General features: G+C 41.2%; 21 protein-coding genes. 8 read left to right on the forward strand and 13 right to left on the reverse strand.

The features are described 5' to 3' along the window. Window positions 1–60: 60 nt before the first annotated feature. Entirely contained in the window at window positions 61–3438 is a 3378-nt protein-coding gene (locus tag KHB02_RS05755; RefSeq protein ID WP_213143826.1) for an OmpL47-type beta-barrel domain-containing protein, read from the reverse strand. Window positions 3439–3709: 271 nt separating this feature from the next. Continuing rightward, complete coding sequence (locus tag KHB02_RS05760; RefSeq protein ID WP_241113739.1) at window positions 3710–4555, reverse strand: AraC family transcriptional regulator; 846 nt, start codon at window positions 4553–4555, stop codon at window positions 3710–3712. A 275-nt stretch (window positions 4556–4830) separates the two neighbouring features. Between KHB02_RS05760 and KHB02_RS05765 the strand changes: the two genes are divergently transcribed. From KHB02_RS05765 to KHB02_RS05780, 4 genes are all read left to right on the forward strand, one after another. Continuing rightward, the gene (locus tag KHB02_RS05765; RefSeq protein WP_213143824.1) at window positions 4831–5634 is read left to right on the forward strand and encodes an extracellular solute-binding protein; all 804 of its coding nucleotides are present in this window, start codon (window positions 4831–4833) and stop codon (window positions 5632–5634) included. Window positions 5635–5767: 133 nt separating this feature from the next. Further along, complete coding sequence (locus KHB02_RS05770) at window positions 5768–6277, forward strand: COG4315 family predicted lipoprotein (protein WP_213144466.1); 510 nt, start codon at window positions 5768–5770, stop codon at window positions 6275–6277. Window positions 6278–6401: 124 nt separating this feature from the next. Then, window positions 6402–6986: an RNA polymerase sigma factor gene (locus KHB02_RS05775; protein WP_213143823.1), complete on the forward strand. Its 585-nt coding sequence runs from the start codon at window positions 6402–6404 to the stop codon at window positions 6984–6986. Then, a complete protein-coding gene (locus KHB02_RS05780; protein WP_213143822.1) occupies window positions 6976–7728 on the forward strand; it encodes an anti-sigma factor in 753 nt (250 codons plus the stop codon). The genes KHB02_RS05775 and KHB02_RS05780 overlap by 11 nt, the downstream gene beginning before the upstream one ends. A 75-nt stretch (window positions 7729–7803) precedes the next feature. Here KHB02_RS05780 and dat read toward each other — a convergent pair whose 3' ends face one another. The 8 genes from dat to KHB02_RS05820 form a co-directional block, all read right to left on the reverse strand. Beyond that, window positions 7804–8646, reverse strand: coding sequence for a D-amino-acid transaminase (gene dat / locus KHB02_RS05785; RefSeq protein WP_213143821.1), 843 nt, complete (start codon window positions 8644–8646; stop codon window positions 7804–7806). A 171-nt stretch (window positions 8647–8817) separates the two neighbouring features. After that, a complete protein-coding gene (locus KHB02_RS05790) occupies window positions 8818–10557 on the reverse strand; it encodes a sigma 54-interacting transcriptional regulator (protein ID WP_213143820.1) in 1740 nt (579 codons plus the stop codon). Window positions 10558–10596: 39 nt separating this feature from the next. Further along, on the reverse strand, window positions 10597–11568 hold the full coding sequence (locus tag KHB02_RS05795; protein ID WP_213143819.1) for an ABC transporter ATP-binding protein: 972 nt from the start codon (window positions 11566–11568) through the stop codon (window positions 10597–10599). Further along, entirely contained in the window at window positions 11569–12561 is a 993-nt protein-coding gene (locus KHB02_RS05800) for an ABC transporter ATP-binding protein (protein ID WP_213143818.1), read from the reverse strand. A gap of 18 nt (window positions 12562–12579) precedes the next feature. Then, on the reverse strand, window positions 12580–13485 hold the full coding sequence (locus KHB02_RS05805; protein ID WP_241113740.1) for an ABC transporter permease subunit: 906 nt from the start codon (window positions 13483–13485) through the stop codon (window positions 12580–12582). Window positions 13486–13502: 17 nt separating this feature from the next. After that, window positions 13503–14423 (reverse strand): glutathione ABC transporter permease GsiC, encoded by a 921-nt coding sequence (gene gsiC / locus KHB02_RS05810; protein WP_213143816.1) that lies wholly within the window; start codon window positions 14421–14423, stop codon window positions 13503–13505. A 61-nt stretch (window positions 14424–14484) separates the two neighbouring features. Then, on the reverse strand, window positions 14485–16101 hold the full coding sequence (locus KHB02_RS05815) for a glutathione ABC transporter substrate-binding protein (protein ID WP_213143815.1): 1617 nt from the start codon (window positions 16099–16101) through the stop codon (window positions 14485–14487). A 41-nt stretch (window positions 16102–16142) separates the two neighbouring features. Next, on the reverse strand, window positions 16143–17144 hold the full coding sequence (locus KHB02_RS05820; protein WP_213144465.1) for an asparaginase: 1002 nt from the start codon (window positions 17142–17144) through the stop codon (window positions 16143–16145). 163 nt (window positions 17145–17307) lie between these two features. On the opposite strand from KHB02_RS05820, the gene KHB02_RS05825 reads away from it, so the two are divergent. The 3 genes from KHB02_RS05825 to KHB02_RS05835 all read left to right on the forward strand — a co-directional run bounded on the left by KHB02_RS05825 (window position 17308) and on the right by KHB02_RS05835 (window position 19331). Then, window positions 17308–18126 (forward strand): M55 family metallopeptidase, encoded by an 819-nt coding sequence (locus KHB02_RS05825; RefSeq protein ID WP_213143814.1) that lies wholly within the window; start codon window positions 17308–17310, stop codon window positions 18124–18126. Between the two features lie 74 nt (window positions 18127–18200). Then, window positions 18201–18647 carry an anti-sigma factor gene (locus tag KHB02_RS05830; RefSeq protein ID WP_241113741.1) on the forward strand — a complete coding sequence of 149 codons (447 nt, stop codon included), beginning with the start codon at window positions 18201–18203 and terminating at the stop codon, window positions 18645–18647. Window positions 18648–18878: 231 nt separating this feature from the next. Then, on the forward strand, window positions 18879–19331 hold the full coding sequence (locus KHB02_RS05835) for an N-acetyltransferase (RefSeq protein ID WP_213143813.1): 453 nt from the start codon (window positions 18879–18881) through the stop codon (window positions 19329–19331). Window positions 19332–19409: 78 nt separating this feature from the next. On the opposite strand, the gene KHB02_RS05840 is transcribed toward KHB02_RS05835, so the two are convergent. Continuing rightward, window positions 19410–19877, reverse strand: a complete 468-nt coding sequence (locus KHB02_RS05840; RefSeq protein ID WP_213143812.1) for a DUF3291 domain-containing protein — start codon at window positions 19875–19877, stop codon at window positions 19410–19412. Between the two features lie 126 nt (window positions 19878–20003). Between KHB02_RS05840 and KHB02_RS05845 the strand changes: the two genes are divergently transcribed. Next, entirely contained in the window at window positions 20004–20801 is a 798-nt protein-coding gene (locus KHB02_RS05845) for a prohibitin family protein (RefSeq protein ID WP_241113742.1), read from the forward strand. A 141-nt stretch (window positions 20802–20942) separates the two neighbouring features. Here KHB02_RS05845 and KHB02_RS05850 read toward each other — a convergent pair whose 3' ends face one another. Together KHB02_RS05850 and KHB02_RS05855 are read right to left on the reverse strand one after the other, a co-directional pair. Then, window positions 20943–21383 (reverse strand): cell wall hydrolase, encoded by a 441-nt coding sequence (locus KHB02_RS05850; RefSeq protein ID WP_213143810.1) that lies wholly within the window; start codon window positions 21381–21383, stop codon window positions 20943–20945. Between the two features lie 804 nt (window positions 21384–22187). Continuing rightward, window positions 22188–22820, reverse strand: a 633-nt coding sequence (locus KHB02_RS05855; RefSeq protein WP_241113743.1) for an aldehyde dehydrogenase family protein, incomplete at its 5' end; no start/stop codon positions are given.

Consider the following 22820-nt stretch of genomic DNA (forward strand, 5'->3'; position numbering starts at 1 on the left):
CCTAAAGCTGAGAAAGAAGGCTGCCCCTCACATCGTGAAAATAAGCAGCCTCCTTTTTTTTTAGTCTTTTAAAAAAGTAATATCATCCAATAGCAATTGAGCAAACGATGAATCGATGTGTTTGCCAGATTGCGCTCGCAGCTCATTTTCCAGTGAAACCAAGACGTTTTGTTGATCCTGCTTCTTAGCAGCCTGCTTCGCCTTTGCAAGCAAACTAGTATAAATACCCTGATTATGAATCTGGGATTTGCCGGCTTCCAAAACATCTGGCAGATGGGCCACATCGATTAAAATATTCAATGCGAATTCCTTCGACGCTTCATTTCCAGCGTAATCCGCTGCGGTGATCTTGATGGTGTGCTTGCCTGCCTGCAGGGTTAACGGTTCAAACTCGGATGGATTTTGTACAGGTATACCATCTAACGTAACCTCATAAGTGGCGACTCCGCTTATTTCATCTACAATTCCGAAATCAATCGTTGCTGTTTCGAACTGATATACATCTAATGATCCTTTTGGGGAAATTTCGGGAGCTGTCCGATCAATTTTTACAAAAGTTGTTTTGACGTCTTCCTTATTTCCTTCTTGGTCGATACTGTAGTATTTCAGTGTGTGGACACCGTCATCATGGATTGTGATGGAAGTGCCCTCGACAAATGGGCTGCCATCTAAGCTGTAGAAGGTTTTCGCTACCCCACTGCCTTCATCGGCAGCTGATAGGTTTACTATTTGTTCATCACGATGCCATCCTTCCGTGGCATCATCCGTTGTAACGGGTGGTGTTACGTCAAGGTCAGCTGCGATACCATAAACTTCCGCTTCGACATAATGATTCCAAACATTTCCGATGCTGCCGTTCGACCAAAAGCGAACGTATCTTGCATTCACAGGTGTGAAGGTGATCTCCTTTCCGTCTGCCGATTCCTTATACTCTTTATCCGCACCAACACCTTGGCTGGCACTATTGTCGGCATCATTATTAAACACAGTTGTCACATGACTTGAAAAATCTGGCGTATTGGACAGCTGAACAATGACATCCTTATAGGTTCGGCCATCCGCAAAATAATGCCACAGCTTCACACTGCTTAGATTGTAAACTGCCCCTAGGTCAAGCTGCAGCCACTGCAGACCCTTCGCGAGCCCCGTATACTGATTGGAATCGTTTGTCCGGCCATCCGTAATCCGCTCGGGATTATTCACAAAGCTGCCTGATGTTGGCGCTTTGCCAAGAGCGACATTCACGGGTGTCAAACTGGTTCCATATACCTTTGCCTCAACCATATGGTTCCATGCATTGGTCTTGCTGCCGTTCGACCAGAAACGAACATATCTTGCCTCAACAGGGGCAAAGGTGATTTCCTTTCCATCTGCTGTTTCCTTATATTCTTGATCCGTGCCGGCACCTTGGCCTGCACTATTGTCGGTATCATTATTAAAGACCGTCGTGACTCCGCTTGAGAAATCAGGCGTATTGGAAAACTGGACAATAACATCATTATAGGTTCGTCCACCGCCGAAATAATGCCACAGCTTCACCCGGTTGACTTTGTACTCACCGCCGAGGTCCAGCTGCAGCCACTGCACGCCCTTGTCAAGTCCAGCATATTGGTTCGTATCGTTCGCCAAGCCATCGGTTGCAAACGCCGGGTTCTGAAGGAAGCCTCCTGATGTCGTGGCGATTTTCCCTAAGGCAATATTATTCAGGTCATCGTTGGAAACGGGCGGATCTTCCGGCTCTGTTGGCGGCGGTGTTTCTTTATCGCTTTGCTGCTCGTAAGCACCGCGATCCGGCTGTTGGTAATAAAGCGGATTGCCCCAGAAATCTGTACCGCCAATATTCGTGATTACTGAGCCGCTATTGATTGCCGGCGAATAATTTTTCAATTGGTAGCCATCTAGGTCCTTTATGCTTGTTGCTTTACCTGGATCGATAAACTCAGGATTAGCTATGAGCATATTGGCATCAGGGATGGTGGCTATGGTTGGGACATTGTTACCGTAGAATAGGTTGCCGTCATATTTCCAGGTAGACTTGGCTGTATAGCCACCTGTACCGAGATTATAGAAAATATTATTGTTAAAAATGGCCTCGCCATTCCCAGCCGGTGCATTTCCGTTTTGGTCAATCAAGAGATTATTCTTGACCCCCGGTCCGACATAAAACACATTGTTATAGAATTGCATATTGCTATAGTTGCTGCCGCTGCACACGGTAATCATTTGATAATGGTCATTTTGGCTGATATTGTAGCGGAAAATGCCGTCAGAAACAGAACCGTTCTTTTCATTTTGACAGATCAGCACTGTGCCGCCTTCGTTGTCATGGCTGTAGTTATATTGGAAAATAAGCCCCTTTGTTCCATTATCATAGTCAAATGACATGCCGTCTTTAATGGTTTTGCCGCCGGAAACCTCGTTATATTGGTAAACGGTGTAATCTCCGTTATAGGTCCACATCCCGGCGTTATAATCTTTCTCGGCTTCGTTGTAGCCATCCACCCGGTTATGCTCCACCAGCGCACCGGTCGTAATATGAGGAACAATCCCGTCGCCGCTAACATGAAGGACCTCATTACCGCGAATGACAACATTCGTAGCCGGTGTCCATGGTATGGTCGGGTCAACAACAGGTCCACCTTGCTGCTCGCGGTGGGTCCAAGCGGAATTAACCATAATTCCTGTCCGGGTTACATTTTCCACTTTATTATTTTCAATCAGAACCTGATCAAATTTGGTTACCCGATGCGGCAGTCCTTCCTGATTCCTTCTTACTAACACATTGATCCCCGCACTGCCATAGACCCCCTTTTTATGTAAGCCGTTCACATCGTGAATGTAGAGGTCATGCAGATGAATATTATGTAGTACAGCTACATTCTCAATATCGTCCGTGTCCCCTGCTTGATAATCTTCCCCAATGACTTGCACACCAGTCCGCGGCTCCGTTCCCGGCTCCGGTGTATGATTAGTCACTTCAATATTTCCGATACTCCAATGCTCCTGATTATACAATCCAATGACATAGGGAGCTCCTTGCCCTTCGATTAATGGCTTAGGTCCTTCCCCATACTTATCCAAGATGATCGGTTGTTCAGCGGTTCCCGATCCTAATGGATGAAGCGATCCTGTCCATTTCCCTCCTGTCTTCAAGAGGATTTTGTCACCTGGATGAAACGTGGTTGAGTTTACTTTTTCAAGAGATTTCCATGGGCTTTGTTCAGATAAGCCGTCATTTGCATCATCACCGTTCGTTGCGTCAACATAATAGATTGTCAACTCTTGACTCTCCGATGGAGTGGCACCCGCTGCATATACGCTTGCATCTGAAAAAATGGAAAAGCCAAACACCATTAAAACCAACATGAGTACCCATTTTTTCAATTTCACTTGCATCTTTCCCTTCCCTAATGTCATTAGCGCATCTACTTGGGTCATAGATTAATAGGTCCTTCACCTAACTGTTTGTTTATAAAAACAGCCTCCTAACCATTCGATTGTAGTTAGGAAGCTGTTAAAACACGCGTTTAGGAAAATAGACCTATTTCACTTGTAAAATAAGCACTAGTGACCAATGAATTCTATCGTCTGTGAAAACCTTTGACGAAGACTCACCCTGCTTTTTCCAAGCATGATACATCTACTACCCTTATAAACACAGAGTTTGAACGCGTTTACAAAACTCCTTAATCCTAATAGTAGTAGACTTCTATTTATCTAACAATGTAGGGATGAATCCTCTTTTTGTATTTTTGATACTTTTCCGAAATTCACTTGGAGAGATTTTAAAGGCACTCCGGAATGCATGGGTGAAATGAGGTGAATCACAAAATCCGCACTTTTGAGCAATTACTTCCATCGTATAATCAGTTGTTTCAAGCAGCCGTTTGGCATGCAGCAGCCTAAGTTTTTTCACCATTTTCATTGGTGTAAGACCGTAAATCTCTTTAAAAGCACGGCTGAAATAAACAGGATTCATATGATAGATTTGCGCCAATTCATCACGGGTTATATTCTCTCCCAATCTTTTCTCAATATAATGAAGGACATTGTTGAACCGGTCAGTTATATATTCCTCATTCGGCGAACGCTTTCCACCAAACTTCGAGCTTTCAATCACTTCATGGAGTAACGAGAATGCGAGAAAGCTGGACTGAACCGTTCGGTACTCGTTTGTTTCCTGAAGCCAAATGCTTCTCAGTTCATCAAACTTCTTCTCATAAAGGATTGGGTCACGTATTTTAACCACCTTCCCGAGCGGATACATACTAAAGAAATCAACTTCTTCCATTACCTTTAAGTCTATATTGAAAAGATAGTGGATCCCATCCGTTTTGGAAATAACATTAAACGGCTTATGGGGCCGATGAATCATCACATCCCCTTGCTTGGCCACATACTCCTTCCCTTCAAAAGTTGTCGTGACTTCCCCTTTTTTAATATAAGCAACTGTACAACAAGACTGCACATAATCAAATATCACCCGCGACTTGTACTGAATCTTCTTCACATCAAACAACGTCACCTTTAGCTGATCACTTACACTAAACGACAATGTGTACCCTCCTTTGCAAGGGAAGCACAGGAACTTCTTCTGCTTCCTACTTAGTCAATATTCAGCATCTTTGTATTGTTATATAAAAATATAACATAACTAGAAATGTAGATAGCGATATTATTTTTTAAAACATTTGGTATTTTTCGAGAATTTAAAGTGCCAGGCACCTCCCAAAGAACCATCCTCAAGTTCCTTTTTTTGATTTCTATCGAACCGTTTTATCCCCTTCTTCGTTTCCTTATTTGATACCTTAAGAAAATGGAGGAATGAGAATGAAAAAAAATTTGGTACTAAGTGCAATCTTTTTACTCCTGTTCACAGCCGCTGGATTAACGGTTTACGCGAACATGGATGATTCATCAATGTCTCAACAGCCTGCCAAAACCACTATGAACGATGGAGTGATCCGTGTGTATGGCCCAGGCGGACCACTGGGACCTATGAAGGAAGCAGCAGAAAAATTTACAGCGGAAACAGGAATAAAGGTTATCGTAACGGCTGGACCTGAATCCAACTGGATTAACCAAGCCAAACAAGATGCAGATATTGTTTATGGAGGATCGGAGTACATGCTTCGCAGCTTCATGCTAAGCAATCCAGAGATGATCAATGAAAAATCACTTACAGAATTATACGCCCGTGCAGCAGGGATTTTAGTACGAAAAGGGAATCCCAAGAACATTCAATCGCTTGAAGATTTAACGAAAAGCGGCGTGAAAATTATCGATGTCAATGGTGCCGGGCAGCTTGGATTATGGGAGGATTTGGCCGGAAGAAAGGGTCTAATCGGAGGAATTAGCCAAAATATTGACATCTCCGTAAAATCCAGTGCCGAAGCAATTGAAATATGGAAATCCAATTCAAAACACGATGCGTGGATTACATATGAATCCTGGCACCATAGGCTTAAGGATGTCACCGATTTAGTGGAGCTCCCGGAAGCAGAAAAGCTTTACAGAGGAACTCCTATTGCGCTAACAACAAGCACGGATAACAAAAAAGAAGCCCAACAATTCATTGACTATCTAAAAACCGACGCATCCCACCAAGTCTTTCAAAAGTGGGGATGGAGATAACGTTCTCAAGTGAAGTGCCAGGCACCCTCCAATCCTCTGGTCGGTGCCCGGCACTTTTTTCTATAAAATTCGAACCGTTTTTTGTGTTTCTTCGTTACCTTAATTGAACAGAACATATAAGGAGGAGTTCATGATGGAAAAATGGAGTTGGTTAACTTTATTCCTTTTAGCAGGAGTACTTCTTGTTGGGTGCAGTGCAAAAGAAAATGCAAAGGACAAGGATACAAGTAATCAAGCAAAAGAGACAGCCGTAGTGGTTAACAAAGATGCCGAAAAAGTGGCGGACAAATCAGATACAGCCCTGCAGCTGAAGGAAAACGAAAAAGTCGGTAACTATCTTGCAGATGCGAAAGGGATGACACTTTACTATTTTGCCAAAGATCAGCCAAACACTTCAAACTGCAGCGGCGAATGTCTCCAGAACTGGCCTGCCTTCTATTCTGAAAACCTTGAAGCTCCAGAAGGACTTAACAAAGAAGACTTCAGCACCATTACCCGAGCAGACACAGGTGAGAAACAGACTACCTACAAAGGCTTTCCGCTTTACTACTTTGTTAATGACAAAGCAGCTGGTGATGTAAATGGACAGGGCGTTAAAGATGTTTGGTTTATTGTTAACAACGAGACAACATTTCCCCAATAATGCAACTTTTCGAAGAATTGCCGCCAGGCAGTTCTTTTTTCTCATTTTGAAAAGGTTTCCCCTTCCGCTTTCACAATGATTTATACTAGTAAAAACGCTGCAATGTAAGGGAGAGAATCTGGCAATGAAATCGAAGACAGACGAAGAACTGATTGGACTAATTGTCCAAAAGCATCGTCCGGCACTTGAAGAGCTATATGACCGATACGCAAAGCTTATCTATAGCTTCTCCTATAAAATAGCAAAGGGCGATACAGATAAAACAAAAGAAATAGTCCAACATGTATTTCTCCGGCTTTGGACAACAAAAAGCACCTATAATCCAGCAAAAGGACAGTTGGCGAACTGGCTTCTTACCATTACCCGAAATATTGCGATTGACCTCATTCGCAAAGAGCAAAAACATAACGGAACCATCCCGTTAGAACTGAATGACATGGTGCAAATTCAGGGGCAGCAGTCGGAGGATGTCCTGCAGCAAGTTTCAAGAAATCTATTAAAACAACAAATTCAGGAAGCCAAACGCCATCTCTCTGAACCACAGCAACGCCTCATCAACCTTCTATACTGGGAAGGTTACTCTTTAAGCGAAATTGCAGAAATAGAACAGAAGCCGCTCGGTACTATTAAAAGCAGGCTGCATCAAACCTTGAAAAAACTTCGGAATTATTTTAGTGAGGAAAAAGGAGGGGTTCGGCATGGAAAATAAATGCGAAAACCTGTCTTTATATATGATTAATGAATTGACTCCGCGTGAAAAAGATGAATTTGAAGACCATTTGAAAACATGTACCCACTGTCAGCACGAATTAGAATCACTGCAAGGATTATGGCAGACCCTTTCTTATGAAGTAGAAGAGGTGGACGTTCCAGAAACACTGAAAGCAGAAGTCATGAACTTTATTTTTGAAGAGAAGGAAGCACCGCAGCAGGACCAGAAAGTAGAAACAGCGAAGAAAAGCTTGATCGTACAATTCAAACTCCATTTCAAGAAGCATTTCTCGCCGTTATCCACTGCTGTTGCTGTCGTTCTAGTCATCGGCTTAGTCGGACTATTTTGGAATAACCTTCAATTAAAAGAGACGATTACAGCCTTAGAAACGAAAGAAGCGGACACATCCCAAATTGTATCGACCTATATCCTAAAAGGGCAGGGTTTAGCCTCTTCGGCAAACGGCAATGCTTACCTCCTTCAAGAAGGCGGCACCACCAATCTTGTCATCGAATTAAATAATATGCCGCGTACCAATAATGAGGAAGTATACCAAGTGTGGCTGTTAAAAAACGGCACTCGGCAAAATGCGGGGACTTTAAAGCCTGATCAAAACGGCAACGGCCTAATCACCTACCGCCTCCCCCAAGCCCTATCGTTTGACGCTATCGGAATCACTTTAGAGCCGAACCCAAACAACACACAACCGCAGGGCCAAAAAGTGATGGGAACGTCTTAGAGGATTGGTGTGTGACATGGGGACGGTTCTCATGCCTCACATTGTGAGGCACAAGAACCGTCCCCATGCTCTAAATCAGACTGGAATAGAATGAAATATTCTCTCCTTGAATTGTTCTTGTAAGGTCCTTGTAATAGTCCCTACTTCCCCTCCATTGATTTCATGATCTTCAACTCGAACAATCGGCATAATTTCCATTGTTGTGCTAGTAATGAATATTTCGTCTGCTTGGATCATTTCATCTGGGGTGAACTGTTTTTCGATAAACGGAATTCCATTCTCTATTGCTATGCCCTTTACTGCCATTCTTGTAATTCCGGACAAAATATGTTTTGATAGTGGTGTTGTAATGATGGATGAATTTTTTACGATATATACATTAGAACTCGTTCCCTCAGTCACTTTACCATCTCGTACTAAAACTGCTTCTAGAAATCCTTTCTCATAAGCAGATTGTTTAGCCAAAATATTCGGTAACAAGTTTAGTGATTTTATAAAGCAGTTTTGCCAACGTTCATCCGGGAGGAAAGTGACACCGGCCCCCTTTTCTCCAATCTTTATTGTTCGAAAAGGTTTAACGGTCATTGAGACAGATACGGGGCAATCTGGAAACAAATGATTTCTTGATGCCATCCCCCTTGTCACCTGTACATAAAGATCAAGATTTATTAAGCCACTTTCTCTAATGAGTTCCAACATGGTATTTTTGAGAGCACCGCAATCGGGATCAATCTGTAATTTTATAGCATATGCACTCTGATATAATCTATCTACATGTTCTTCTAGCATAAAGGGTTTTCCGTTATAAATTCTGATAACCTCGTATACACCATCACCAAATTGATGGCCTCTTTCATCAATTGGTATAACCGGATCATTAGCATCAACAAATTTACCGTTAAAATAGGCTGAAATCATTTCTACCCTCTCCTTAAGAAGATTGCCCTATTAATTTGTGGTAAGGGATTGCCTCGCGCACTCTTCCATTATTTCCATCAATTCTTCCGATGACTATGCCAAGATCATGCAACCGAATTCTACTCCATTTTCAACACCACCAAAACTTATTTCTGAGCTCATGTGGTTTAATCAAGTTGTTTTTAAACGAATCATTTGTAAAAATAACTCACCTTTTCTAGATATGGTTGTTCCTGAACGACCTTGACGAACATTCAACAATTCCAATTGGTTAAGGACTTCTAGTCGTAATCGCAATTGCTGTTCCGAAAGAGTAAGTCCATTTTCCTGAAGCCTTCCCTTAACAACTGTACGGCCAAATGATTCACACTGTTTCTTACCTAGTTCAAAAATCTCAAGTATTGCAAGGCTCTCTTCTAAGAATCCGTGTTCTTCAATATTTAAAATAAGTTCATTTAATTCACTCTCAGTCATTTCTTGCAAAGGAATGGATTCCTTTATATTTTTTTGAAGCCTGCCCTTAATATAAAACGGCAATGACTCTAACGTTAATTCCTTTTCCACCAAGCAAGCCATGTATGAAACAGCATTGAATAATTCTTTTACATTTCCTGGCCAAGAATAGTGTTTCAGAAGGTTAATCATATCAGGGGGTATAACCAATTTTTCATGAAATAAATGGGATTGAAGATAAGTCTGAATGAGCGATTCAAAATCTTCCTTTCTCTCTGACAAAGAAGGAACTTTACAGGTTAATACAGCCAAATAATAAAATAGATCCTTACGAAATTTATTCTCATCCATTAACAATGAAAGATCATTAGTACTAATCGTAATTATCCTTACCTGTACGGAAATTGGCTGTTTCCCTCCTAACCTAATAACTTGGCCTTCCTCAATCGTTTGAAGAAGTCTGCCTTGCAAGGAAATAGGCAGTTCATCAATTTCTTCAATGCATAGCGTCCCGCCATTTGCCATTTCAAAAAGGCCCGGAGTAATCTGCCCATCAAATTCTGTTCCATAAAAGTCTCTTTCCAGTACATCTGGAGGCCATCCTGCACAATTGATGCTAAGATACGGTCCATCTTTCATTAAAGAATCGTTATGAATGGCCTGTGCGAGCATTCTTTTTCCGGTGCCAGTTTCCCCAAAAATATGTACAGGGTCACTCATTTTAGCAAGCTTTTTTGCAATGTATAAAGTATCGTTCATCGCCTTACTATTTGCTATCACATCATCAAAAAAATACTTGGCTGTTTTTCCCTCCCCCTCCCCAGTCCATTTACTATAGGAGGCAGAAGTCTTTAAATTATTGTTTTCATTAGATACCGCGACTAGGGATTTCATATAACGATTGGTTAAAAAGAAGTGAGAACAATCTAATCCAAGCAATTTAAATACTTCAAAAACCGTTTCCAAGGCAAGAACTCGGTAGCCTATATCGATTACTTCAAATCCACCTTCTGGAACTAGTTGTATCTCCCCTAGAGTAACTACATAATCAATATTTAAAGGAATATCAGAATCCGGATTATAGCCAAAATAGTTATGCTCAAACACTGCCTCTTGAAGTGCTTTAACTGTTTCATCTGTGTTTTGCTTTGTGTCGTTTACAATTAAAATATTTTTTCCTTTAGGAGATGAAAGCAGCTTAGCCATATTTACATAATTAAATCCTCGTTCTGCTATTACATATTTAGCTCCATCTGGCAAAAAGGGACGAACAAGCGGAAAAATAAAGTTTGATCCTAATAGAACAATATCATCTTTTGAAATTTCCTCTCTGGATAAATTCTTAATCGAAATTGGACGAATCCTGATTAAATCTCCAGCAATTTCTATCAGTTGCTTTGAAATCATTGACAGATATTCATCCTGAATGGAAATAATAGTTAATACTTTTTTGGCCACATCACTTTCACTCCTTTATCCTTAAGCGCCAATTATCGTTTATTGATTATATAAATGGCAGGCGGAAAAGTGCCCTGGCTCAATTTCTATCAACTCAGGAACTACAGTTTTACAGATTTCCATACAAGCACTGCAACGGGGATGGAAGGTACATCCTGTCGGAGGTTTCGATGGACTTGGAATATCTCCTTGCAAAACAATTCGTTCTCTTTTTATACGCGGATTGGCAATAGGTACTGCAGACATTAATGCTTTAGTGTACGGGTGTAATGGATTCGCGTATATGGACTCTTTACTGGCAATTTCCACGATTCTTCCAAGGTACATTACGCCTACACGGTCACTAATATGCTCTACAACACTCAGATCATGAGAAATAAAGAGATAGGTTAATCCAAATTCCTTCTGTAGATCCTGCATTAGGTTTAATACTTGGGATTGAATGGAAACATCTAATGCCGAAACTGGTTCATCTGCTACGATTAGTTTTGGATTTACGGCCAATGCACGTGCAATCCCAATTCTTTGTCGCTGTCCTCCACTAAATTCATGGGCATAACGGTTTGCTTGATACGAACTAAGACCAACATATTCTAATAGTTCGTGCACTCTTTTTTCTCTTTCTTTTTTTGTCATCATGCCATGAATGACTAAAGGCTCACCAATAATATCCCCAATATTCATACGTGGATTTAAGGAGGCATAAGGATCTTGAAATATCATTTGTAATTCTTTTCTTGTTTCTTGTAATTGTTTGTCATTTAACTTGCTAATATCTCTTCCATTAAACCAAATTTCTCCTTCAGTTGGCGCAAGCAACCTCATGATCATCCGGCCTGTTGTAGACTTACCGCAGCCGCTTTCTCCAACTAATCCCATTGTTTCGCCTTTTTGAATGGAAAGTGAAACTCCATCTACAGCCCGAACGTATGACTTTTTTTGCCCAAACAATCCTTTTCTAATAGGAAAGTGTTTCTTTAAATTTTTTGCCTCTACCAACAGTTCTGCCATTTATTTTGCCCCCTTTGTCAGTTCCTTCTGATATAGGAAACAGCGACATTGATGTCCGTTTGAAATTTGCCGCAAATCTGGTTCGTTTTCGTTACAAATATCCATTGCTTCTGAACAGCGGGGAGCAAATTTGCAGCCTTTCGGCATATTAGCAGGATTGGGGACATTTCCAGGAATAGGATCAAGTCTATTCGTCTTTTGCCCAAGCTTTGGAACAGAGTTAAGTAATCCTTTCGTATAAGGATGTTTTGGGTTCTCAAAGATCTCTATGACATCAGCTTCCTCTACCACTTTCCCGGCATACATCACTACTACGCGATCACACATTTCTGCTACGACACCTAAATCATGCGTAATGAGCATGATCGCTGTCCCTTTTTCATTTTTTAATTTTTTCATAAGCTCTAAGATTTGAGCTTGAATCGTTACATCTAGTGCAGTCGTTGGCTCATCTGCAATCAATAGTGTTGGGTTGCATGCCATAGCCATTGCAATCATGACCCTTTGCCTCATTCCTCCGGATAGCTGATGGGGATATTCATCTATTATTTCCTCAGCACGTGGGATTCCAACAAGCATCAACATATTAATCACATGTTCTCTAGCCCTTTTTTTGTCATATTTTAAATGGAGCTTAACAGCCTCACCAATTTGCTCGCCGATTTTATAGACCGGATTCAGTGAGGTCATCGGTTCCTGAAAGATCATCGCTATTTCATTGCCGCGGATTTCTCTCAGTTCGTCCGCCGACAATGACAAAAGATTTTTCTCCTTGAAATGAATGGAACCATCTACTACTCTTCCTGGAGTGTGCTCAAGTAAACCCATTACAGAAAGCGATGTCACGCTCTTCCCACATCCGGATTCCCCCACAACCCCCAGTGTTTCCCCCTCATTTATATATAGATCGACCCCGTTAACTGCAGGAATCTGACGATTATCCACGAAAAAATAAGTTTTTAAGTTTGATATTTCTAACAGCTTATTGTTCATATAATCGCTCCCTGTCTCTTAATCTTTCATCTTTGGATCAAGGGCATCTCGTAACCCATCGCCCAACAGATTGAATGCTAGTACCGTTATAAAAATAGCTAAGCCAGGAAAAATGGTGACATGCGGGGCTGTATTTAAGAAATCCCTGCCGGAACTAAGCATCGCACCCCATTCCGGAGATGGGGGCTGGGCACCCAACCCTAAAAAGCTAAGACTGGCAGCCGTTAGAATCGATGTTCCGATTCTCATAGTAAAATACACAATAATACTTGAAACAGTACCTGGGAAGATATGTTTCCAAATAATCCGTTTAGCTGGTGCCCCTATAGATCTTGCTGATTCAACGTATACAGTGGCTTTAATAGAAAGAGTGCTGCTTCTAACAATCCTTGCAAATGTTGGGATGCCAAATATGGCTACGGCAATGATAACATTCCCCAGACCTGGTCCTAAAATGGCAATAATACCAATTGCCAGCAAAATACCCGGGAAGGCGAATAACACATCACAAAATCGCATGATTATACTATCGATCCATCCACCATAGAATCCACTTATGAGACCAAGGACCGTTCCTCCCAAAGCACCCACAAGTACGGAACTTAAACCAACAAAAAGAGAAATTCTTGTTCCTTCAATAATCCGGCTGAATATATCCCTGCCAAAAGCATCTGTTCCAGCAAAATGCTCCATTGATGGCGGACTTAAAATATTTTCATAGTCTGGCTCTATCGAAGAATAGGGAGTAATAATCGGGCCTAAAATAGCTATTATAAATAGGAATCCAACAAAACATCCGGCAACCAATGCCAACCGCTGTTTTTTAAATTTCCGCCAAAACTCCTTAAACGGGGTTCGTACCTTTTCAACTTCTTGATGGGTAACCTGTTCAGTCGATTGAACAACTATCGTTCCATTTTCCAATTTTCTTCCCCCTCTCATTACTCATAACGAATTTGCGGATTCATGACCCCGTATAAAACATCTACAATCAGATTAATCAAAATGAACTCTAAGGCAAAAAGCAACATTTCACCTTGAATTAATGGATAATCGCGGAAAGATACCGAATCAATTAACAAGCGGCCAAGGCCGGGCCAGCTGAATACAGTCTCAACCACAATGGATCCTCCTAATAAAAACCCAAACTGCAATCCCGTCATGGTAACAACAGGAATCATTGCATTTTTTAAAGCATGCTTCCAAACTACTGCATTTTCCTTAAGTCCTTTGGCCCTCCCAGTACGGATATAATCCTCTCTTAAAATATCCATCAAGGAAGAACGAGTAAAACGAGCAATAACAGCTGCTACCCCGGCCCCCAAAGTGAGTGACGGCAAAATATAACTCTTCCAGGAGTCATTTCCTCCTGTCGGAAACCAACCTAACATGACCGAAAATAATTGAATCAGCATCAAACCGAGCCAAAAAGATGGCAGCGAAATTCCGGATACCGCACCAAACATTCCCGTATAGTCCTGCCACTTATTCCTCTTTGTTGCGGAGATAACACCAATTAACAGCCCAAATACAATTGCCCAGACCATGCTCCAAACCGTTAACCAAAATGTCGGCATGAATCTGGCGGCAATCTCATCGTATACTGGGCGCTTTGTTTTCATAGATGTACCCAAATCTCCCTGAAAGAGGTTGCCTACATATGTAAAGTATTGTGTCACGACAGGTTTATCCAAACCAAGTTCTTGACGGACAAGTTCAATATCCTTATGGCTTGCATCAGGTCCTGCTACGAGCCGTGCCGGATCCCCCGGTATCATATGGACAAACATAAATATGAAAATTGAAACAATGAATAGAGTAGGGATAACCCCCAACAAGCGTTTTACAATATAACGAAACATAACCCTCCTCCTTCCGATATATAGTGAGCGCTAATTCATCATTAGCGCCCACTACTATTTTCTATTTTTTTATTTCAGCGTTGTTTGCGTTCATCGCCCCATCAGGAAGCAAGTAAATACCATCTACGTAATTCTTTTTCCCTGAAATCGTATCATCGACAACCAAATAAGCCCAAGGTGCATCTTCCCAAACGAGTTTCTGTATTTCAGCATAGGCCTCTTTGCGTTTTCCTGAATCCGCTGTCTGTAGTGCTGACTTAATCAATTCATCTACTTTTTTATTTTCATAATAGGCAGTGTTATAGGATTTTGGAGGTGCAGATTGTCCAGCTAACAATGGACGGATTCCCCAGTCCGCATCCCCTGTGGAAGAAGACCAGCCGCCATAATAGAGTTCCACTTCAGCGTCTTTTGGATTTTGAACATTCCAAATTTTATCTGAGAGTGTACCGGACTCCATTGGAACAACACTTACTTTGATGCCTACCTGTGATAGCTGCTGTTGGATGAACTCCATAGCCTTCATTGTAGTCGAGCTATTTGCGCCCCATATCGTCGTTTCAAAACCATTTTCATATCCTGCTTCTTTCAACAACTTTTTAGCCTTTTCGGGATCATAAGGATATGGCGTCTGTTTAGAATAGAATTGAAGCTTTTCCGGAATAATAGAATCCAATTTGCTGCCGTATCCACTATAAACTACCTTTAAAAATGCTTCTTTATTTATGGCGTAGTTAATAGCTTGACGTACCTTCACATCATTATAAGGCTTCTTCGTAGTATTCATCGTCATATAGCGCGCCACAATGGATTGCTTATTTTCTACTACGATTCCATCTTTTCCATTTATCGATTCCGCTTGTTCAGTAGGGATCGGGTAAATATAATCAGCTTCACCTGTTTGCAGCATGGCTACACGGGCACCGTTTTCAGGTACAGGCTTGAATTTGATACCGTCCACTTTTGGCAATCCTTTCTGCCAATAGTCTGGGTTCTTTTCAACCGATAAGTGATCACTTTGATCCCACTCAGCAAATTTGAACGGACCCGTTCCGACTGGGTGAGTAGCTACATCTTTTCCATACTTTTCAATAGCCGCAGGGCTCATGAGTCTTGCAGCTGGGTGAGCAAAGTTATTCAGCATGGCACCAAATGGTTCCTTTAATGTAACTCTGAATGTGTACTCATCAACTGCTTCTGTTTTTTCAACAAGCTCAAACATACTGTAACGTTTTAATTTGTTCTCCGGATTTGCTACCCGGTCAATATTTACTTTTACAGCCTCTGCATTAAACGGGGTGCCGTCATGGAACTTGACCCCCTGTCTTAGCTTGAAAGTGAATACCTTTGCATCATCGCTAGCTTCATAGCTTTCTGCTAATACAGGAATCATTTTCATATCCTTGTCAAAACCAACAAGTCCTTCTAACATAGTCGATTGGATGGATCCTGACAATGTGTCATTTGTATCTTGCGGATCCATGCTGATAAGGTTAGCCGAAACTGCAATGGTAAGGGAATTACCCTCCTTTTTCGCAAGCGGCTGTTCTTTAGGATTACTCTCTGTCTTGGTCTTTTTGTCTGCATCCGTACTAGATTTTCCGGAGCATCCTGCTAGTACCAAAATTAATGCAATAAAAGCGGTTAGAAAAGCAGATAGATATTTTTTCTTTAACAAATCGTTTCCCCCTTACTAAAAATTTTTTTTACAATAGTGCTTTAGCACGTTTGCAACGTAAATGATGGAACCAGTTCGCCAATATTCTCTTGGCGGGCATTTTTTAATACAGGAAGATAGTGATGCATTAGGCTGTTAATCTGTTCCTCCTCCAAGAAACCAAGCTGTCTTAACGTCTCAATAACTGCCGGGTAGACTGCACGCCCATTCCCATCTTCTATTTTTATCGCAATTCCAAGGCCGGTTTCGCGATCCCCTATTAAATAGACTCCTTCGGCCCCGGCCTTGCCAAATAAACGGCCTTTCGCTGTCTTCATAAAATCAGTACAGAAACGCCCTGTTCCTCCGACCATTTCTGGATACTTCATCATGGCAGTAGTAATCCGGTTAGCCACCTTAGCTCGGTCTTCCCCTAATGAATCCGGCCGTGCCATTCTTGCAAATCCATAAGCCAATCGTTCCAATGGCAAGGCATGCACGGGAACGCCGCATCCGTCTACTCCCATTTCAATCTTTTCAATTGGGAAATCCGTTACCTCGGATAGCGTTTTCAGTATTCTTTGCTGTACGGGATGGCTAAGTAAATAATAGTCCTCTAGCGTCTCATGATTGTGTTTAGCTGTAATCAGCATCCCGGTATGTTTTCCTGAACAATTGTTATATAAAGGCGTGAGTTCTTTTCCTGCGGCAATCAAGTTCTTATATGTATCATGTGCGTGAGGAATATGTGTGCCGCACTTTAATGAAGAGTCTTCAATACCAGCCCTTCCAAGAATTGCTAGTACCCGATCAGTATGTTGGGCTTCCCCACTATGTGAAGCACAGCATAACGATAAATCCTGTTCACTTAGTTCGTAATGGTCTGCAGCTCCTGTTTCTACTACTGGTATTGCTTGAAGCGGTTTAACAGAAGACCTGGCATAAGTTGCCCGCTTCGGATTGCCAACTGAATAAAGTAATTTACCCTCTGAATCCACTACGGCTATATGCCCAAAATGAGAACTTTCCACTCTGTTTCCTCGATATACATCTACTAGTTTCATAGGATACAAAATCGATCACCTCTTCTATTTGTTGAACTTTTCTGAATCTTTTGTTATAGTATATTACAGCTAAAAACCTATTTCAACCTATTTTTATAAAAATAGGAAATGTAGTATAAATAAGGAAATTTAGTTTAATAGGTTTTATTAGGAGGGATTAAGTTTGAAAGTTTTTATTTCTGCGGATATTGAAGGTGTTGCTGGAGTTGTTCACCGCGAGCATACTTCCCGCGACGGACGAGAACACGACCGAGCCAGAATGTTAATGACGGAAGAAGTAAATGCGTGTATAGACGGAGCATTAGCCAGAGGTGCAACAGAAGTTGTCGTAAATGATTCACATGGGACGATGCGTAATCTAATTCCAGAGGCTATACACCAATCTGCTGAATATATTACTGGTTCTCCAAAACCTCTTGCGATGATGGAAGGAATTAGTTCAAATTATGATGCTGCCATTTTTTTAGGGTACCATTCAAGAATGGGAAATGACGGTATATTGAATCATACCTTTCATGGAGGTGTCATCGAAAACATAAAAATTAATAATAAAGACATGGGGGAGTTCGCAATAAATGCAGGGATTGCTGGACATTTTGGTGTACCTGTTGTCCTTGTTTCGGGATGTCAACATATAGCTAGTGAGGCTACAGACCTCATTCCAGGAATTGAAACTGCCATCGTAAAACGTACTATTAATCGACAATCCGCACGAAACTTAAGTCCGCAAAGAGCACGGGATTTAATAAGAGAAAAGACCATGGCATCTCTTTCACGCATTCCAGAAATCAAACCTGTATTAATGCAAGGTCCATTTGTAGTTGAAATTTCCTACCTAAATTCGGGATTAGCAGATGCTGCAGGAATTTTGCCGATTGTAGAGAAGACAAATCCAAAAACCCACCGTTTTGAAACGAACGATTTTATCACTGCATTTCGATACATTCGAAGCCTAATAGCAATGGCCGGGGCTTTGCAGTAGGATGCATGGGGACGGTTCTAATGCCCCATTTTATCCAAAAGAAAATCAAATAATGAGGCAGAAGAACCGTCCCTTTGCCTCTGAAGGTGTACCTTCCTGTAACACTGAAAGCAGAAGTCATGAACTTTATTTTTGAATCTTCAATTAATAGATACGATTACAGCCATAAAAACGAAAGAAGCGGTCCCACCTCACATTGTTTCGACATATTCCTAAAAGGACAGGGTTTAGCCGCTTCGGCAAACGGCAATGCTTACCTTCTTCAAGAAGGCGGCACCACCAATCTTGTCATCGAATTAAATAATATGCCGCGTACCAATGATGAGGAAGTATACCAAGTGTGGCTGTTAAAAAACGGCACTCGGCAAAATGCGGGGACTTTAAAGCCTGATCAAAACGGCAACGGCCTAATCACCTACCGCCTCCCCCAAGCCCTATCGTTTGACGCTATCGGAATCACTTTAGAGCCGAACCCAAACAACACACAACCGCAGGGCCAAAAAGTAATGGGAACGTCTTAGAGGAGTGGTGCAAGGGTGTGACATGGGTACAATTAGAATCCCGCACATAAATTGCCCGACAACCGGTTAGGTGCTAGTCGGGCCTTTTTACTTCCCCGAAGAGAAAAAATATCTAAAACGGGAAAATCAGCGAATATACCATTGTATAAAAATCCGAACTGATGTATATTTATTAATATCTAACCAAAGTTAGATATTTTTAATTTGATATATTCTCCTGGGGGATTTTCTATGATCATTCGAAAAGCGATAATGAGCGATACAGAAAGTATCTATAAATTATTATCAAAGTATGCCAAAGAAGGAAAGCTGTTGGCGAGAACTTATCCTTCTATCTATGAAAATCTGCAAAGTTTCGTTGTTGCAGTTTTAAATGACGAAGTTGTTGGAATTTGCAGTTTGACAATCCTTGACCGGAATTTAGCTGAGGTAAGGTCATTAGCCGTCAGCCCTGCTTATGTTGGAAAAGGAATAGGAAAAGCACTGGTACAACAAATTATGAAAGAAACAGCAAACTTGGAAATTACCAAACTAATATCATTAACCTATCAAATTGAATTTTTTACAAAGTTAGGTTTTAATGTGGTAGATAAAAATGAATTACCTCAAAAGATGTGGAAAGATTGCATAAACTGCCCCAAACTGCATTCCTGTGATGAAACAGCGATGTTATTGAACGTTTGATGATGCATGGGGACGGTTCTCATGCATCATTCTTTCCAATAATAAATAAGACTGAGGCAAAGGAACCGTCCCCATGCATCACTTTACCAAGCACGTCTCCCCTTTTTCATCAAACGCAGCCTTAAAATCGAACGCAAAAGGAGTGGGTCCATTCTGAATATAATGGCTGTATCGCTTGAAAGCCTCCTTCCATGACACATCCCATTTCTTCTCTGCCCACCACACTACATACGAAAGGTGCCTTTCTTGGTAAGGCTCCATCCATTTGCTTCGATCTCGCAACGCTTGCTTATGCAGACCTGAATAGGTAAAACGATATAAGCCTTCGAGGTTTTTCCATATTGTTAAAGTAAGAACAGGGAATCCACTCCCCTTTTTAGCTTCTTCAGGTATAGGGACTCCTTCAGGTGAAAACACCTCTATAAGTTGTCCAGTTTTAGCCGCCTGATGAATGATTTCATTACCCACTTCGAAAAATTCACTTGATGCCGGGTGGTTGTACGGGTGATTGAGCCTGCCAACCGTATAGATTGCAACGAAAGCCATACACAGTCCTCCATCTATAGTTTTCACCTATTTATATTCAAGTAAGACGGGAACTTATACCCATGCTTCCGCATGAGACCAACCCTCCCATTCATATATTTTAAAGAGAAGGAAAGGAGGAGTGCCTTGAATTACGGAAAATATATAATCAGTGGCGTGATTTTAGTCTTAGTTATCGTGCTTTTTATTTTTTCCAGCACGAAGGTGGAGTCCGGTCATCGAGGAGTTTTGTTGCAATTAGGAGCAGTGAAGCCAACGATTTTGACGGAGGGCTTTCATTTTAAAATTCCATTCATTCAAAATGTGGAACAGATAGAGGTCCGGGTCCAAAAGGAAGAAAGCTCGCAAAGTGCTGCTTCAAAGGATTTACAAATGGTTACAACCAAGGTGGCCGTCAATTACTCGGTCGATCCAGGAGCGGTCAATAAGCTATTTCAGGAAATCGGTCTTGATTATCGTACCCGCATCGTGGAACCCGCCATCGCCGAATCCTTAAAGGCGATTACCGCCCAATATACAGCAGAAGAGCTGATTTCAAAACGCCCGGAAGTATCGGCTAAAGTGAAGGAAATGCTGGACAAGAAATTAACCAAGTATTATATGCTCCTAGAAGATATCAATATTAAAGAATTTGCTTTTAGCGAGGAATTCAACAAAGCGATTGAGTTGAAGCAAACAGCCGAACAAAATGCGTTAAAGGCCCAAAGGGATTTAGATCGAATCAAAATCGAAGCCGAACAACAAGTTACACAAGCGCAAGCCGAAGCAGAGTCATTAAAATTGAAAAAAGAAGAAGTCACACCCGAGCTAATCCAACTGAAACAAATCGAAGTACAAGAAAAAGCCTTGGAAAAATGGGACGGACGCCTCCCAAGCGTAACCGGCGGGGCAACCCCGTTTATTGATTTGAGCGGGGTGAAATGATGCATGGGGACGGTTCTTATGCCTCACTTTGTGAGGCATAAGAACCGTCCCAACACTCGATATTGTTCGATGTAATTCAGCAAATTGTTGCCCATGTCCAACCTAATCAAACGTTTAATTAAACCGGGTCAATGCCCTGGCCTACCCTTGATACACACTATCACATGTTCCAGCTTTTGGTTCGTAATAACAATGATTTTTAAATTGACCAGATTGAGGTTGATCATACCATGTTGGAGGGCATGGCGCATGTGGATTAAAATACCAAAGGGCATATTTTCCTGGGTGTTGTCTCCAATAATCCAAGTTTTGTTTGGCTAATCTTTTTTCAGAAGTTCTTGCCCTTTGATAAAATACGTTCCCTTTTTGAACAGCTTCAAAGGAAAAATTTCCTCCTTGTACTTGAAAAATAACTGAGTTAATTGATCTTAACCCTTTAAAGTCTAAGCAATTTGCTACAAGACGATTTACAATTACATTTCCAACATATAACATTCCTAGTTTTCCTTCACCTTCAGCTTCTGCCCTCATCATCCTCGCCATTAAACTAACGTCTGAACTTCGGTAATTTGCTCTTGGCATTTTTCCACCCCCAAAATATAGTATGAAAAATAGCCTACATTGTTGTCATTGTATATCTAATAAGGATGATACATGGGGACGGTTCTCATGCATCATTATTTCCAATAATTAAATAAGAATGAGGCAAAAGAACCGTCCCCATGCTTCACTTTGTTCGAGCTATTCCAACAAAGTGTTGCCCATGTGCAACCCAATCAAACGTTTAATTAAACGGATTCAATGCCTTGATACTGAAGGATTTTTTCTTCCACTTTTACGAAAATGCTTGTCGGTCAGACAAACGTTTGAGTAAATTCCCCCAAAACGTTAATAAATTAACGTTCTGCTCCCTATTTCCGTGGAAATTTTGATGAATGCTGCCAGATTAAGGCGAGTCATTTCTTGCAGGTAATACACAAATTCGGAAATCCGCTAATTTGCAACAAATTCTACTACCAATTACCCTACTTAAACGTTTGGATAAAAGCTAAATAACTATTGATTTAATCGACTTTCCATCACAATTCCTCCAAAAATTTTGTCATTTAATCAAACGATTGTGTAGTATTAGACTGAGCCCTTCCCGTAACTGGGTTTACAATTATTTTGTAAGCAGAAGAATGTCAAATAAGGTTCCACTGGTACGATTCTCAATTTATCCGATGATGGCAACATTACCAAATCAACATGCTTGATTAGTTAGAAAAGAAACTTGAATAGACAAAAATAAACGGCTCATTTTTGTGAGCCGTTTGCTTTTTCAGTACAAATATAGATCCACAACACATACAAATTCTTTGATGCATGAGAACCGTCCCCACGTCCCTACTTTAATTTAATGCCAATAAATTTCAGTTCCGTCATTTCTTCTATGGCATATTTTATTCCTTCTCTGCCTACACCGCTTTGTTTTACACCGCCGTAAGGGATATTATCCTGCCGGTAGGTAGAAATATCGTTAATCCAAACACCGCCTATTTCTAATTGGTCTGCTACCCGGATTGCCCGGTCAATATCCTGGGTGAAGACACCAGCTTGCAAACCGTAAATGGAGTCATTGGCATATCCGATGACTTCCTCTTCTGTATCAAACGGAATAACTGATACAATCGGTGCAAAAACCTCTTCTGCGATGATTTTCATATTACGATCGACATCAGTCAAGATGGTCGGGGAAAGAATGTTCCCCTTTCGATCGCCGCCAACTTCTATTTTCGCGCCATTTTTGACGGCATCATCAATCCAAAGCTTTGCCCGCTCCGCTTCTTTCTCCGTGATCATGGGCCCGATATCTGTGGCCTCCTCCATTGGATCCCCAATTTTTAAAGCCCTTGTTTCTTTGATAAACTGTTCCAAAAATGCCTGATAAACATTTTTTTGTACAAAAATTCGTTGAGCATGGATACAAACTTGTCCTGAAAAAGAAAAAGCCCCAGTTACTAATCTTGTTACAGCCGT

The sequence above is a fragment of the Neobacillus citreus genome (assembly GCF_018343545.2).
In the GTDB taxonomy this organism is placed as follows: Bacteria; Bacillota; Bacilli; order Bacillales; family Cytobacillaceae; genus Neobacillus; species Neobacillus citreus.

Bases quoted from the DNA above. Each gene is read 5' to 3' on its own strand.
- KHB02_RS05755 (WP_213143826.1), bottom strand. From the start codon at position 3,438: ATGACCCAAGTAGATGCGCTAATGACATTAGGGAAGGGAAAGATGCAA.
- KHB02_RS05765 (WP_213143824.1), top strand. From the start codon at position 4,831: ATGAAAAAAAATTTGGTACTAAGTGCAATCTTTTTACTCCTGTTCACA.
- KHB02_RS05770 (WP_213144466.1), top strand. From the start codon at position 5,768: ATGGAAAAATGGAGTTGGTTAACTTTATTCCTTTTAGCAGGAGTACTT.
- KHB02_RS05775 (WP_213143823.1), top strand. From the start codon at position 6,402: ATGAAATCGAAGACAGACGAAGAACTGATTGGACTAATTGTCCAAAAG.
- KHB02_RS05780 (WP_213143822.1), top strand. From the start codon at position 6,976: ATGGAAAATAAATGCGAAAACCTGTCTTTATATATGATTAATGAATTG.
- dat (WP_213143821.1), bottom strand. From the start codon at position 8,646: ATGATTTCAGCCTATTTTAACGGTAAATTTGTTGATGCTAATGATCCG.
- KHB02_RS05795 (WP_213143819.1), bottom strand. From the start codon at position 11,568: ATGGCAGAACTGTTGGTAGAGGCAAAAAATTTAAAGAAACACTTTCCT.
- KHB02_RS05800 (WP_213143818.1), bottom strand. From the start codon at position 12,561: ATGAACAATAAGCTGTTAGAAATATCAAACTTAAAAACTTATTTTTTC.
- gsiC (WP_213143816.1), bottom strand. From the start codon at position 14,423: ATGTTTCGTTATATTGTAAAACGCTTGTTGGGGGTTATCCCTACTCTA.
- KHB02_RS05820 (WP_213144465.1), bottom strand. From the start codon at position 17,144: ATGAAACTAGTAGATGTATATCGAGGAAACAGAGTGGAAAGTTCTCAT.
- KHB02_RS05835 (WP_213143813.1), top strand. From the start codon at position 18,879: ATGATCATTCGAAAAGCGATAATGAGCGATACAGAAAGTATCTATAAA.
- KHB02_RS05840 (WP_213143812.1), bottom strand. From the start codon at position 19,877: ATGGCTTTCGTTGCAATCTATACGGTTGGCAGGCTCAATCACCCGTAC.
- KHB02_RS05850 (WP_213143810.1), bottom strand. From the start codon at position 21,383: ATGCCAAGAGCAAATTACCGAAGTTCAGACGTTAGTTTAATGGCGAGG.